This window comes from Thermosulfurimonas marina (assembly GCF_012317585.1).
GTDB lineage: Bacteria > Desulfobacterota > Thermodesulfobacteria > Thermodesulfobacteriales > Thermodesulfobacteriaceae > Thermosulfurimonas_A > Thermosulfurimonas_A marina.
Window position 1 is genome coordinate 892206 of sequence record NZ_CP042909.1, and the last position, 12136, is coordinate 904341.

Below are 12136 nucleotides of genomic sequence, written 5' to 3' on the forward strand. Positions count from 1 at the left end.
GAAATCCCGACAAGCTGGGCTTTGGGGATTTACTTGGCGACAGTACCGCCACATTCCGCCCCAGGGGGGACCGCCCGGAGTCGTCGCGGTTTGATTCCCTGAGGCCGGAGAGCCATTCTTGGAGGCCGAAAACCCCACTCCGCCCAAAAGGAACATTCCAATAAGGCTTAAGATAATCCATTGCTTCTTCATGACTTACCTCCTTGGTGAAAGTTTTTTAGAATCGGGGACCACGCCGGTGAGCACGCCACCGCCGAAGATCCCGACGCAGCTCCCTACGATCCCGCCTTAGTTCTCGCCGGTCACCACGCCACTCCCTTCGGTCCCTCCGGATCTCACGCCGGTCTTGACGCACCTCTCTCAGATCTCTCCGGATTTCTCGAGGAGAGGAGTGGGGATCCTGCAGATCCCTTCGCAATTCGCGAAGGTCCCCCCGCAACTCCCGCCGGTCCCTTCGGATTTCCCTGCGATCCTGCCGGATCTCGCGCCGATCCTGCCGGATCTCCCGAAAGTCCTGCCGGATCTCCGGAGGCAGGGGGCCCTGCGGTCCCTGAGCCTGAGCCAGCCCCCCGGCAAGAAGGGTGCCCATAAGCAACGCCGTAGCCCAAATTTTGCCTTTCATAATCCACCTCCTTTTTAATAGTAGTTTCCGGTCTTGGTGCCTTCGCAGACCTCTTCAATACGGTCGGCCACTAGACGGCCGTGTCGCCAGATGCGCTTGTGGACCTTATGGCAGTAGGTCTTCTGGTTGTATTCCCTGGGGGTGGCTTCTACCACGGTGGAGCCCTCCTGATAGACCACCGGCTGTCCGCGAGCCACAGCCTCCTTAGAGGCCTCCACACTCAAGGCCGTGATCCCCCCACCCAGCACTGCTCCGGCGGCCCCGCCGATGACCGCTCCTCGCCAGGGGTTATGGCGGTCAAGCAAGGCCCCGGAGACCGCCCCCACCGCAGCCCCGAGTCCCGCCCCCTGATAGGGAGCGCTCCCCTGGGTGGTGGTACAGCCGGCCAAAAGAACCCCTGCCAGGAAGATGGCCCAGAGACCCTTTCTCCGCATCCCTTTCACCTCCTTTCCTCGTTTGCCAGAGCTTAAATCAAGGGGCGTGCCAAAACCGGAAACCCTTGTTTCCCAAGAGATCAGGGAAAAAGCCGCGCTCTCCCTTCGACGAAATTTCCGAATCCTTCGACGAAATCGTCGAAAGGGCAGGCGGCAAGAGAGGGCTGGCCGGGGGCACAGATCTTGCATAAAATCCTTGTAGGATGCGGAGTTTGTTGGCCTGGATCATCGTAAGCCTTCTCTTTTCCCTTCCCTGGGGAGTCAAGGCCGGGGCGGAGGATGGCTGTTTCCGGCAGCCGGTAGCCTTTAAGGGAAAAGTAATCCAGGTGAGACCACCCCTTCTTGTAGTTCGGAATCGACAAAAGATCTATTTCGTCCGCCTAGGGCCTCTTCGTCTCTGGCAAGAACTGGGGGTGTCTCTTCGTCCCGGAGATCGGGTAGGGGTGCGGGGCTGGCTTTGCGGGGAGGTAGTGCTCCCGGAGGTCATTCGTTATCCCGGAGGAAAGGTCCGCTTTCGGGACCAGTGGGGGCGCCCTCTTTGGCGCAGGCGCTGGTGGCCCGGTCCCCGAAGGAGGTTCTGGCACCGGTGGTGAAGGGCTGGCGGACTCTGGCGGCGGTGGGAGCGGGACTCCTGGTGGCCACCTTTGTGGCCGAAGCCTTCCTCCTGCGGCGGACCCTTTCCGAACACCAGCGCTTTGAGGCTGCGGCCCGGCTAGGGATGCTCGAAAGCCGTCTCACAAGCTACCTGGAGTTGCTGGCCGTGCTTCCCGAGCCCCCGGCCTATCTTCGCACTCTGGCCTGGCTCACCGATGAACTCCAGAGTGATCCCGGTCTGGTGGGGGTGCGCATCCTGGAGGGCTCCCACGTACTCCTGGACACCTTTCCCACCAATCTTTCCGGAATTTCCCCCTCCTGGGAACGCTGCCCCAAAGGGTACCGTTCGGGAAACCTCTACTTTCTTTGTCGAGAAAGCGAACTGGCCCCGGGACGGCGTTTCCGTCTGCTCGTGGTCTTTGACGCCAGTATCTCCAACCTCCTTTTTCAGGAAGCCCTCTGGGCCAGTGCCCTGATCCTTTTGGGGGCCTTGATGGTGCTCCTGGGAGGGGCCTACTATCTGGCCCGCACCGAGAAGAAGGCCCGGGAGCTTGAAAAGTGTCTTTCGGCCTCGGAGAGACTGGCCACTCTGGGACGTCTTTCGGCCATGATCGCCCACGAGATCCGCAACCCGCTCCACACCCTCTCCCTGGCTTTTCAGTATGCCCTTGAAGATCCGGAAGCCCTCCGAGAAAACCGGGCCCTGATTCAGAGGGAAATCCAGCGCCTTTCCGAGCTCACCGCAGAACTCCTCACCCTGGACCGGGGCCTGGAAATCCGTCCGGAAAGGCTGCATCCGGAAGAGGTGGTGGTGGAAATAGAATCTCGGTTCCGGGAAAAATTCCGGGCCCGGGGACTCTCCTGGGAGGCCTCTTGGGAGGACTTTGCGTTTTCCGGAGACCGTCGCTGGCTCTTGCGGGCCTTGGCCAATCTCCTGCAAAATGCCCTTCTGGCCCCTTCCGGACATCAGGTAAAGCTTTCGGTCTTTCGGGAAGGCCGGGAGGCGGTCTTTCGGGTGTGTAACACCGGAACCAGGCTCCCTTCCGTTCCTCCGGAGCGTCTCTTTGAAGCCTTTTTCACCACCCGGAACGAAGGCTTCGGAATAGGGCTCTATCTGGTGAAACAGGTGGCCGAGGCCCACGGAGGCCGGGTACAGGTCCGGGAAAAAGGAGGCTGGGTATGCTTCGAAATGAGGCTCCCCTGGTCCTCTTAGTGGAGGACGAGGCCCCTCAACGGGCCCTTTTACGGAAATATCTGGAAAGGCGGGGCTTTCGCGTAGCCGAAAGTGCCTCGGCCGCCGAGGCCTTGAGCGCCGCCGAAAGTCTCCCGGAGATCATTCTCCTGGATTGGCGCCTTCCGGACGAAGACGGACTTTCCCTTCTTCCCAAGCTCAGGGAAAAGAGCCCCCTTTCGGCCATCATCATGCTTACGGCCTTTGCCACGGTAGAGCGGGCGGTGGAGGCCATGCGTCTTGGGGCCTATCACTACCTTACCAAGCCGGTAAACCTGGAAGAGCTCATCTTGATTATAGAAAAGGCCCTTCAGGAAAGGCGCCTCCGGATGGAGGTGGAAGATCTTCGGCGGAGGCTTTCGGCCCTGAGTCCTCCGGAGGTTGAGGGGGTGGTGGCCGAGAGTCCGGCCATGCGGGAGGTCCTCTCGCTTATCGCCCGGGTAGCTCCCACGGAGGCCACGGTCCTTCTGGTGGGAGAATCCGGGACAGGAAAGGAGGTCCTGGCCGGACTTCTCCATCGCTTGAGCCCTCGAAAGGACCAGCCCTTTCTCAAGATCAACTGTGCGGCTATTCCCGAGGGGCTCCTGGAGTCTGAGCTTTTCGGTCACGAACGCGGAGCCTTCACCGGAGCCGACCGGACCAAACCGGGGCTCCTCGAAGAAGCCGGAGAGGGCACGGTCTTTCTCGACGAGATCGGGGAACTGCCCCTTTCTCTACAGGCCAAGCTCCTCCGAGTGCTCCAGGACGGGACTTTCCGCCGGGTGGGAGGCACCCGGGAATTGCGCTGCCGGGCCAGGATCGTAGCGGCCACCAACCGGGATCTGGCTCGCATGGTCCGGGAGGGAACCTTTCGGGAGGATCTTTACTGGCGTCTGGCGGTGATTACCCTCCGCCTCCCTCCCCTGCGAGAAAGGAGGGAGGATATTTTGCCTCTGGCCGAACATTTCCTGCGGGAGTTTTCCCGAAAGTATGGGAAAGAATTGCAGGGTTTCTCCCGGGAAGCCCTGCAGAGGCTTCTTTCTCACGGCTATCCGGGAAACGTGCGGGAACTGCGCAATATCCTGGAGCGGGCGGTCATCCTGGCCGAGGGTCCCCTGATCACCGAAAGGGACCTCACCTTTCCCGAGGAAGACTCTACGGAACTTACCCGAAAACTCTGGGAGTTACCCCTTCCCGAGGCGGTGGAGCTTCTGGAAAGAAGGCGCATCGAGGAGGCCCTGCGTCTGGCCGAAGGAGTGAAGACCCAGGCGGCCGAACTCCTCGGGATCTCCGAAAGGGCCCTGCGTTACAAGCTTGAGCGTTACGGACTTTGAAAAACTTTGTGCCGAAACTTTTCCCAAAGAAGCCGAAAGGTGGGCGTAAACTCTTCCGGCCTCTGACGCAGCCATTCTTCGATCTCTTCCGGAGAAAACCAGCGGCCCTCTTCGATCTCCATAGGGTTGGGTCGAGGAGTCTTGCGGGTGGTCCCGGAAAAGAGCACTACAAATTCGTAGCCCGTTTCTTCGGAGGCGGGAAGGCGCCCTACTTCGGAAAGGCCGCAGAGAAGCCCCAGCTCCTCCTTCAATTCCCGTCGAGCGGCCACGGAATAGGGTTCCCTGGGGGCTACGTGCCCGGAGGCCGAAGAATCCCATTTTTCGGGATTTTCGTCCTTGAGGCGAGAGCGTTTCTGGAGGTAAAGCCGGCCTTCAGGGTTGAGGATCCAGACATGGACGGCCTTGTGGAAGAGCTTCTGTTCGTGGACCTTCCCTCGGGGCAGAAGCCCCATGATGTTTCCGAATTGATCCACGACTTCCAATATTTCTAGGAGCATTCTTTCCGGACTATCTTTTTTCTTCCTACCCCTTTTGGCCATTTTCTTCCTCTACCAGGTGATTAATTATACTTGCAAAATAGGCCGCTCCCACCCCGTTGTCAATATTGACTACCGCCACTCCGGGAGCGCAGGTATTCAGCATGGTAAGGAGGGCGGCCAGGCCCCCGAAACTGGCCCCGTAGCCCACACTGGTAGGCACGGCGATCACCGGGCGATCCACCAGACCGGCCACCACTCCCGGCAGGGCCCCCTCCATCCCGGCCACCACGATGAGGGCCCGGGCGGAGAGCAATTCCTCCCTTACGGCCCAGAGGCGGTGGATCCCGGCCACCCCTACGTCGTAAAAGGTCCGGACCCGGTTGCCGAAATATTCTGCCGCCACCCGGGCCTCCTCGGCCACGGGAAGGTCCGCGGTCCCCGCCGAGATCACCGCCACCAGTCCTCGCCCCTCGGGAGGTCTTTCCCGGGTGAGGATCCGGGCCCGCTCATGGTAGCGGAGGCCCGGAAATTCCCGCAAGAGGCCCTCTGCCCTCTCCGGGTCCAAGCGGGTGATCATGAGGGGGAGATCCCGGGCCAGGAAACTGTGCACGATCTTCCGAAGTTCCCCCTCGGTCTTTCCCGGGGCATAAACGATTTCCGGGAAGTGTTTCCTCAGGGCCCGGTGATGGTCCAGACGGACACTTCCCAGATCTTCGTAAGGAAGACCCTCCAGCTCCCGAAGGGCCTCTTCTACCGAAAGTTCTTTCCCCTGAACCTTTTCCAGGAGTTCCCGCAGGCGCTCACGGGTCATCCGGAAAGGGCCCTCTCAAAGATCCCTTTGAGGTAATCCAGCTGGCGCTGGTACTGGGGATCGAGCTGGTCGCGCACCTTCCGCCATTCCTCCTGGAACTGCGGATGCATTTCCACCTCCACTTTCACCTTGACCCCCATCTGGTTGCTCAGGGCCTCTTCCACTCCAGCCAGTTGGGTCTCAAATTGTTGTTTGAGTTGCTGGTAAAGGGCCTCCCGGTGGTTAAGGTATTGCTGGAGGAGTTTTTCGATCTCCCGGGTGAGATTCTTGATCTCCGGGAAGGCGGAGAAGACGGCCTCTAGTCCCTGAAGGGCCTTTTGACAATCCTTGAGGGCCATCTCATCCCGGGGGAGGACGATGTTTCGCAGGAGGGTCTCCACCACCCCCCGGACCACCGGAAGACGTTCCTCCGGGGAAAGCTTGGCTATCTCGGCCGCCAGATCCACTTCTCCTTCCGGACTCAAATAGCGGGCCGCCAGCCGCTGCCCCTTCTCCCGAAGTTCCTGGGCCCGCAATTCTTCCTTGGAGGCCTTGCCGATCTTTTCGGCCTTCTCCAAAGCGATCTCCAGAGCACTCTTGATCTCTCCCATGTCCCTCCCCCTGAAGGTATTGTAGGGCCCTTTCAAAGTTAAAACAGGAAAACCTCTTTGGCCAGTCGGCCTCGAAAGAATTTCCCTGACCAGATTTTGATGTTAAAAACAAAAAGGTATGTCCCGGGAGTGGCAGGTAGAAGAGCTCTTGGCCGAAGTCCGCAGGCGGGGGTACTCCCTTACCCGAAGGACCTTCCTTTACTACGTCCAGCTGGGGCTCCTTCCCAAGGGGGTCCGCAGAGGCCAGCCTTCGGGAGGAGTAAAGTTCTTTTACCCTCCGGAGACCCTGCCCCGCCTCTTAAAGATCCTAGAACTCAAAAAGGCCGGCCTTAAGCTCAAAGAGATCCGAGATAGACTGGGCCCCTTTTCGGAAGAAGAGGCCTTTCTTTCGGAAAAGGCGCCGGTTTCCGAAGAGGTCTTCTCCCGGGAGAAATTACGGAACTGTTCCCTTTGCGGGCTCTGTGGGGGGATCTGCCCAGTTTATGAAGAAATGGAGGTCCCTGCCTGGCGGGCCCTTCAGGCCTATCTGGAAAGAGAGCCCGGTCTCTGGGAGCTCAATACCCCCTGGATCTGTGTGGGCTGCTACCTCTGTCAGGAGGCCTGTCCGGAGGGGATCCCCCTTACCACCTTTCTTGAGGCCCTCCGGCGTGAGGCCCGCCGGAAAGGGACCCTGAAGATCTCCATGGCCGGGCAATGGCATCATCTTTTCTGGACCCTCCTGCAGGAGAGGGGCCGGAGCTTTGACTTCGGGGCCACCCATGCCTACCGGGTGCAGGTCCTGCGGGAAGGAGAGCGCCTGGAACTCATCCTCAAGCTCCCCTCAGGCTCCGGGGTGCGGCAGATCAAGCCCCCTCCTTCCCTGAAAAACCCCGAGCTTTTTCGGGAAATGCTGGCTGAGGTGGAGGGGAGCTAATGCACCTTTATTATTTCCCGGGGTGTGCCGCCTATCATCTGGCCCACTCCATGGATCAGGCCGTGGAGGCCCTCTTCGAGCTCTGGAGTCTCCCGGTGAAACGGCTTGCGGACTGGAATTGCTGTGGGGCCCGGGAGGTCTCGGCTAAGGCCCCGCGGGTGAGGTGGTTTCTCGCGGCCCGCAATCTGGCCCTGGCCGGAGAGGGGATAGTCCTTACAGGCTGTAGCCTCTGCTATCACAATCTTCGCCGCACGGAAGAAGAACTTTTACAAAATGAATGGGAGCTAAACCAGCTCAACCGAGTTCTGGCCCGGGAGGGGCTGCGGTATGATCCTTCCCGGGTTCGCGTCCGGCACCTTCTCGATTTTTTAGTCCAAAAAGAAGTCCTATCCGGCGTCCCCCGAGCGACTTCTTCTCCAAAATGGCCGGTGGTGGCCTATTACGGCTGTTTTTTGGCCCGTCCCTGGCCGGTATCTGAGGGTAGTTTGGAAAAGGTCTTGAAGCTTGCGGGTTATCGGGTCAAGGAATTTTCCCTGCGGGAGAGTTGCTGCGGCGGACACCTTCCCCGAAGTGACTCTCCGGTAATCGAGTCCCTCTGTAGGCGTCTTCTACAGGGGGCACAGGCCATAGGTGCGGAGATTGTGGCTGTAAGTTGTCCGGCCTGCCGAAGCAATCTCGAAATCTACGGGAGGGTCCCGGGGGTTCGGATTCTCTATTTTTCAGAGCTTTTGGCCCTGGCCTTCGGGGTGCCCCCCTCCTATCTGGGTCTGGAGGGATGATGAAGATCGGGCTTTTTCTGTGCGAATGCGGGGGCAACATCAGCGAAAAGATCCACTTTGAGACCCTCGTGAAACGTCTTTCAGGCCTAGAAGACCTAAAGATTTTTCGGCATCCCTTTCTCTGTTCCCCGGAAGGCCAAAGTTTTTTTCGGGAAAAGGCGCGGGGGCTTTCCGGAGTGCTGGTGGCAGCCTGTTCCCCCCATCTCCATCAGGAGACCTTCTGGCATTTGATCCGGAAAGAGGCCCCTCAGCCCCTTAAGTGGCTGGCCTTACGGGAAGAGGTGGCCTGGACTTCCGGTCCGGAGGCCACGGAAAAGGCCGAGAGGCTTCTCAAGTTCTTTCTTCGGGCCCTGCGCCGGAGCCGTCCTCCGGCCTTACGGACCCTGAAACCCATGCCCCATGTCCTGATCCTGGGGGCCGGGGCTGCGGGAATTAAGGCCGCCCTCCGGCTGAACGCCTGCGGGCTGGAAGTCTCTCTGGTGGAAAGGGAGCCTTTTGTAGGGGGCAAAGCCCTCTATCTCGATCGGCTTTATCCCCGCCTGGAGTGCGCCTCCTGTGTGGTCTCCCCCCTTATTTCGGCCCTTGCGGCCCGACCGGAAATCCGGGTCTTCACCCAGGCCCGTCTGGTCAAGGTTGAGGGGGAAGCCGGAGACTTTGTGGTGGAAGTAGAAACCCTTCCCCGTTTTGTAGATCTTGAAAGATGTAACGGTTGCGGAAAGTGCCTGGAGATCTGCCCGCGCCCCGGAGCCCTTGAGAGAGACCCTCCCCATCCCTTTCCTCAAGCCCCGGTCCTTCGTCCCCAGGCCTGTCTCCACTTTCAAGGGAAAAAGTGCCAGCTCTGCCAGAAGGCCTGCCCTAAAAAGGCCTTCCTTTTCCGAGAGGGCCCGCGCCGGCACACGCTGCGGGTGGGAGGCCTCATCGTGGCCACGGGCTTTCAGCCCTATCCGGGAGCACGGCTAGAGTCCCTGGGCTACGGCCGCCTGCCGGAGGTGACCACCCTCTACGAGGTGGAAAAGGCCCTATCTCAAGGGAAGGCCCCGGGAGGCCAAAAAAGACCTCAGAGGATAGCCATAGTCCACTGCGCCGGAAGCCGGGAGCAGGGGCATCTCCCCTATTGTTCCGAAGTTTGCTGCGGCTTTGCCCTCAAGGCCTCCCTGCGACTGAAAGAACTGTATCCCGAGGCGGAGATCACCCACTTTTATCAAGATCTCCGGCTGCGGGGTCTTGCGGGAGAGGAGCTTTATCGGCGGGCCCGCCGGGCCGGCCTGCGTTTCGTGCGCGGCCGGGTGGCCGAAATCTCCCCCATACCTTACCCGGAAACCTCTTCCCGGGGGGTCACGGTGGTGGCCGAAGACACCCTGGCCCGCCGCCGCCTCAAATGGGGGGCCGATCTGGTGATCCTGGTCCCGGGTTTTGTGCCGGAGAGGGGGGCCGGAGAAGTGGCCGGGCTTTTGGGCCTTTGTCCGGACGAGTACGGATTTTTCGAGCCCCGGGAGGAAAAGACCGCCCCGGTGGAGAGCTTTCGGGAAGGGATCTGGCTGGCCGGGGCCTGCACCGGGCCCAAGAATCTTGCGGACTCGGTAGCCACCGCCGAGGCCGCGGCCCTGGCGGCCTTCCTTTTCCTGCGGCAGGAAAGTCTGGTAAAAGAAGCCCCCTCGATCTATTGGCATGAAAACCGTTGCGGTTTCTGTCAGCTCTGCGTGGAGCTCTGCCCCTTTGCCGCCATCCGGCCTCTGGAAGGCCAGATCAAGATCGACCCCGGGGCCTGTCGCCATTGCGGACTCTGTGTAAGCGCCTGTCCCTCCGGAGCCCTGGAAGGGTCGGAAGGGTCCTTTACGGAGGACTGGAGGGAACTCTGGCGATGAAAAAGCGCCTCTTGGGCTTTCTCTGTCAATGGTGTGGGGCCCGGGCCCTGGAACATCTTTCCTATCAGAGACGGCCCCTTCCCGCAGGTTTCTATCCGATAAGGGTGCCCTGTAGCGGCTCGGTGGCCCCGGAAGTTATTACCCAGGCCCTGGCCTCCGGGGCCTCGGGGGTCCTGGTGGTAGGCTGCCCCCCCGGACAGTGTCACTTCCGTGAGGGAAATCAGCGGTGCGCCATCCGCATGCGCTTTTTGAAAGGCTGGCTCAAGGCCCTGGGGGTTTCTGGGGAACGGATACGCCTGGCCCTAGTAGGAGCAGGAGAAGGCGAAAAACTCTACCAGATCGTCTGGGACTTCTGGGAGGACTTAGGTGAAGATCGCCCTTTATAACGGCGTTTCCTGCGGGGGATGCGATCTGGTCTTCTTTTTGGAGGCCCTGGAGCCCTGGCTGGAAGATCTGGAGGTGGTCTTCTGGCCAGAGATGGGGGCTAGCGACCCTCTGGCCCTCCAAAAAAGCCCGGACCGAGGGCTGGACCTGGCCGTGGTTTGCGGGGCGGTACGCACGGAATCCCAGAAGGCCTTCTTAAAACTTCTGCGGACCAAAGCCCGGAGAATGATGGCCGTAGGGGCCTGCGCCCTCTGGGGAGGGCTTCCGGGGCTCTCCTGGCTTGCGGGAGAGGGCCCCTGGCCGGCCACGGAGGTGGTGAAGTTTGAGACCCAGGTGCCCGGCTGTCCTCCGGAGCCTCACACCCTGGTAGCAGCCCTGGAGGGCCGCCTGGCGGAGGTCTCCTTTCCCTTGTGTCAAGAGTGTCCGCGAGAAAGGCGCCCCTTCCGGTGGCGCACCGTGCGGTTTTTGGCGGGGGGCCCCTCTCGGGAGTGCTTTCTGGCCCAAGGGATCCTCTGTGCCGGCCCGGTAACCCGAGGGGGATGCGGAGCGGCCTGCGTAAAGGCCGGACGTCCCTGTCTTGGTTGTTACGGCTTTTTACCCGGTCGGGGACCGGAGAGCCTTCTGGATCTGGTGGCCTCGGCCCTTACCCCGGCCAAGGCGGAAGAGGTCCTCGAGGCCCTCCAAGATCCCGTGGGACTCCTCTCCCCCTTTACCCTGGCCATCCACCCTCTGGTAAGGAGGAGATATGCCCCGGATAAAGATTGAACACCTGGCTCGCATCGAGGGTTCCGCCGGGCTCGAAGTGGTGTTGGATCCCTCGGGCCGCGTCCAAGAAGTGATCCTCAAAAGCGAGATCTTCCGGGGTTTTGAGAGATTCGTTCGGGGCCGGCCCGCTTTAGAGATGCCTTTTATCGCGGGGCGCATCTGCGGCATCTGCGCCGAGGCCCACACCCTGGCCTCTCTTCAGGCCCTGGACGAGATCTTCAGCACAAGGCCCTCGGCCAACGTGGTCCGCATCCGAAAGATCTACTTTCTTTCGGGATTTCTGCGGGACCACCTCACCGTGGTCTCCCTTTTCGGAGCCCCGGACTTCGGAGGAGAAAGGAAATCCTCTACGGCCCTCTCTTTTTTAAAAGAATCCGGCCGTCTGAGGCCCTTTCTAAGGCTCCGGGAAAAATTAAACCGGACCCTCGAGCTCATCTCCGGAAGGAGTTTTCAGGGAGTAGGGGGACTTCCCGGGGACTGGGCCAGGGCCCTTTCCAAAGAAGAGGTCCAGGAGATCCGCCGCCTGGCCGAAAGAATCCGAAAAGAGACCCGGGATTACGCCCTTTCCCTCGTCCGGGAGTTCTCGCTGGGGGAAACCCTTCCGCCCCGGCCTCTTTTGGCCTTGGAAGGAGGTTTTACCGAAGGCCCTCTGGCCCTCTTTTTCCCGGGAGGGAGAAAGAGGAAATTCAAGGACTATCGGAAGGTCCTCCGGGAAGAGGAACCCCAAACCGACGGCCTCAGACCTACGCATCTTTTTTCCGGAGAGGCCTATCTGGTGGGACCTCTAGCCCGCTTTTTCCTCTGGCCCCCTCCAGAAGGAGGTCCCGAGGACCTCCAGGCCCGGCTTAGAGAATGTTTAGAACAGCAAGAAGGCCGGCCGGTGGAGCTTCCTCATCTCCTGCGGATTTACGAGTGTCTTCTCGCCGCCCGGGAATTGGAAAAGACGGCTCAGGCCCTCAAGCCCCACAGGCCTTCGGCGGAAGAGAAACGGCCTCAAAAGGCCGAAGGTCTGGGTCTGGTAGAGGCCCCTCGCGGCCTTCTGGTGCATCACTACCGGGTGGACGAAAAGGGTTATTTACAGCAAGTAAATATCCTTACCCCTACGGCCCAAAACGTAAAAGCCTTGAAAAAGGATCTAGAAAAGTCCCTGGAGGGCTTTAAGCCTAAAAATTTCCAGAAACTGGCTGAGCAAGCCGAAAAGGTGGTCCGTTCTTATGATCCCTGCATTCCCTGCATGCTTCACATAATGATTCCCCACAATAGAATAAGATTATTTAGTTTAACCCTTCTCAATCGTACTTTCTAATCTATAATCGCCAAAAATTTTCCACAATAGAGTTTGACTTTTAGTGAGGG

General features: G+C 60.1%; 14 protein-coding genes. 9 read left to right on the forward strand and 5 right to left on the reverse strand.

The genetic code is table 11. From position 1 onward, the window contains the following. Positions 1–217 precede the first annotated feature (217 nt). Both FVE67_RS04785 and FVE67_RS04790 read right to left on the reverse strand, forming a co-directional pair. Positions 218–622 (reverse strand): hypothetical protein, encoded by a 405-nt coding sequence (locus FVE67_RS04785; protein ID WP_168719501.1) that lies wholly within the window; start codon positions 620–622, stop codon positions 218–220. Positions 623–636: 14 nt separating this feature from the next. After that, positions 637–1056: a YMGG-like glycine zipper-containing protein gene (locus FVE67_RS04790; RefSeq protein WP_168719502.1), complete on the reverse strand. Its 420-nt coding sequence runs from the start codon at positions 1054–1056 to the stop codon at positions 637–639. Between the two features lie 203 nt (positions 1057–1259). On the opposite strand from FVE67_RS04790, the gene FVE67_RS04795 reads away from it, so the two are divergent. From FVE67_RS04795 to FVE67_RS04805, 3 genes are read left to right on the forward strand one after another with little or no spacing between them, the layout of a single operon-like run. Continuing rightward, positions 1260–1649: a hypothetical protein gene (locus tag FVE67_RS04795; protein WP_168719503.1), complete on the forward strand. Its 390-nt coding sequence runs from the start codon at positions 1260–1262 to the stop codon at positions 1647–1649. Beyond that, a complete protein-coding gene (locus FVE67_RS04800) occupies positions 1646–2863 on the forward strand; it encodes a sensor histidine kinase (protein WP_168719504.1) in 1218 nt (405 codons plus the stop codon). The genes FVE67_RS04795 and FVE67_RS04800 overlap by 4 nt, the downstream gene beginning before the upstream one ends. Then, positions 2830–4194: a sigma-54-dependent transcriptional regulator gene (locus FVE67_RS04805; protein WP_168719505.1), complete on the forward strand. Its 1365-nt coding sequence runs from the start codon at positions 2830–2832 to the stop codon at positions 4192–4194. The genes FVE67_RS04800 and FVE67_RS04805 overlap by 34 nt, the downstream gene beginning before the upstream one ends. Here FVE67_RS04805 and FVE67_RS04810 read toward each other — a convergent pair. Genes FVE67_RS04810 through FVE67_RS04820 form a run of 3 tightly spaced genes read right to left on the reverse strand, consistent with a single transcriptional unit; the run spans position 4182 to position 6074 of the window. Beyond that, entirely contained in the window at positions 4182–4733 is a 552-nt protein-coding gene (locus tag FVE67_RS04810; RefSeq protein WP_168719506.1) for an NUDIX hydrolase, read from the reverse strand. The genes FVE67_RS04805 and FVE67_RS04810 overlap by 13 nt on opposite strands. Beyond that, positions 4717–5484 (reverse strand): nickel pincer cofactor biosynthesis protein LarB, encoded by a 768-nt coding sequence (gene larB, locus FVE67_RS04815; protein WP_168719507.1) that lies wholly within the window; start codon positions 5482–5484, stop codon positions 4717–4719. Before larB ends, FVE67_RS04810 begins: the two co-directional genes overlap by 17 nt. Then, positions 5481–6074 (reverse strand): DUF6657 family protein, encoded by a 594-nt coding sequence (locus FVE67_RS04820; protein ID WP_168719508.1) that lies wholly within the window; start codon positions 6072–6074, stop codon positions 5481–5483. Before FVE67_RS04820 ends, larB begins: the two co-directional genes overlap by 4 nt. A gap of 118 nt (positions 6075–6192) precedes the next feature. Here FVE67_RS04820 and FVE67_RS04825 point away from each other — a divergent pair, with 118 nt between their 5' ends. The 6 genes from FVE67_RS04825 to FVE67_RS04850 are packed head-to-tail and all read left to right on the forward strand — an operon-like array spanning position 6193 to position 12086. Continuing rightward, entirely contained in the window at positions 6193–6987 is a 795-nt protein-coding gene (locus FVE67_RS04825) for a 4Fe-4S dicluster domain-containing protein (RefSeq protein WP_168719509.1), read from the forward strand. After that, on the forward strand, positions 6987–7766 hold the full coding sequence (locus FVE67_RS04830) for a heterodisulfide reductase-related iron-sulfur binding cluster (RefSeq protein ID WP_168719510.1): 780 nt from the start codon (positions 6987–6989) through the stop codon (positions 7764–7766). The genes FVE67_RS04825 and FVE67_RS04830 overlap by 1 nt, the downstream gene beginning before the upstream one ends. Further along, positions 7766–9631 carry a CoB--CoM heterodisulfide reductase iron-sulfur subunit A family protein gene (locus tag FVE67_RS04835; protein ID WP_168719511.1) on the forward strand — a complete coding sequence of 622 codons (1866 nt, stop codon included), beginning with the start codon at positions 7766–7768 and terminating at the stop codon, positions 9629–9631. The genes FVE67_RS04830 and FVE67_RS04835 overlap by 1 nt, the downstream gene beginning before the upstream one ends. Continuing rightward, a complete protein-coding gene (locus FVE67_RS04840) occupies positions 9628–10017 on the forward strand; it encodes a hydrogenase iron-sulfur subunit (RefSeq protein WP_168719512.1) in 390 nt (129 codons plus the stop codon). Before FVE67_RS04835 ends, FVE67_RS04840 begins: the two co-directional genes overlap by 4 nt. Next, entirely contained in the window at positions 9998–10780 is a 783-nt protein-coding gene (locus FVE67_RS04845; protein WP_168719513.1) for an NADH-quinone oxidoreductase subunit B family protein, read from the forward strand. Before FVE67_RS04840 ends, FVE67_RS04845 begins: the two co-directional genes overlap by 20 nt. Then, a complete protein-coding gene (locus FVE67_RS04850) occupies positions 10761–12086 on the forward strand; it encodes a nickel-dependent hydrogenase large subunit (protein ID WP_168719514.1) in 1326 nt (441 codons plus the stop codon). Before FVE67_RS04845 ends, FVE67_RS04850 begins: the two co-directional genes overlap by 20 nt. Positions 12087–12136 lie beyond the last annotated feature (50 nt).

Excerpts from the sequence above, each read along its gene's own strand:
- FVE67_RS04785 (WP_168719501.1), bottom strand. The coding sequence starts at position 622 with ATGAAAGGCAAAATTTGGGCTACGGCGTTGCTTATGGGCACCCTTCTT.
- FVE67_RS04790 (WP_168719502.1), bottom strand. The coding sequence starts at position 1,056 with ATGCGGAGAAAGGGTCTCTGGGCCATCTTCCTGGCAGGGGTTCTTTTG.
- FVE67_RS04795 (WP_168719503.1), top strand. The coding sequence starts at position 1,260 with ATGCGGAGTTTGTTGGCCTGGATCATCGTAAGCCTTCTCTTTTCCCTT.
- FVE67_RS04805 (WP_168719505.1), top strand. The coding sequence starts at position 2,830 with ATGCTTCGAAATGAGGCTCCCCTGGTCCTCTTAGTGGAGGACGAGGCC.
- FVE67_RS04810 (WP_168719506.1), bottom strand. The coding sequence starts at position 4,733 with ATGGCCAAAAGGGGTAGGAAGAAAAAAGATAGTCCGGAAAGAATGCTC.
- larB (WP_168719507.1), bottom strand. The coding sequence starts at position 5,484 with ATGACCCGTGAGCGCCTGCGGGAACTCCTGGAAAAGGTTCAGGGGAAA.
- FVE67_RS04820 (WP_168719508.1), bottom strand. The coding sequence starts at position 6,074 with ATGGGAGAGATCAAGAGTGCTCTGGAGATCGCTTTGGAGAAGGCCGAA.
- FVE67_RS04825 (WP_168719509.1), top strand. The coding sequence starts at position 6,193 with ATGTCCCGGGAGTGGCAGGTAGAAGAGCTCTTGGCCGAAGTCCGCAGG.
- FVE67_RS04830 (WP_168719510.1), top strand. The coding sequence starts at position 6,987 with ATGCACCTTTATTATTTCCCGGGGTGTGCCGCCTATCATCTGGCCCAC.
- FVE67_RS04835 (WP_168719511.1), top strand. The coding sequence starts at position 7,766 with ATGAAGATCGGGCTTTTTCTGTGCGAATGCGGGGGCAACATCAGCGAA.
- FVE67_RS04840 (WP_168719512.1), top strand. The coding sequence starts at position 9,628 with ATGAAAAAGCGCCTCTTGGGCTTTCTCTGTCAATGGTGTGGGGCCCGG.
- FVE67_RS04850 (WP_168719514.1), top strand. The coding sequence starts at position 10,761 with ATGCCCCGGATAAAGATTGAACACCTGGCTCGCATCGAGGGTTCCGCC.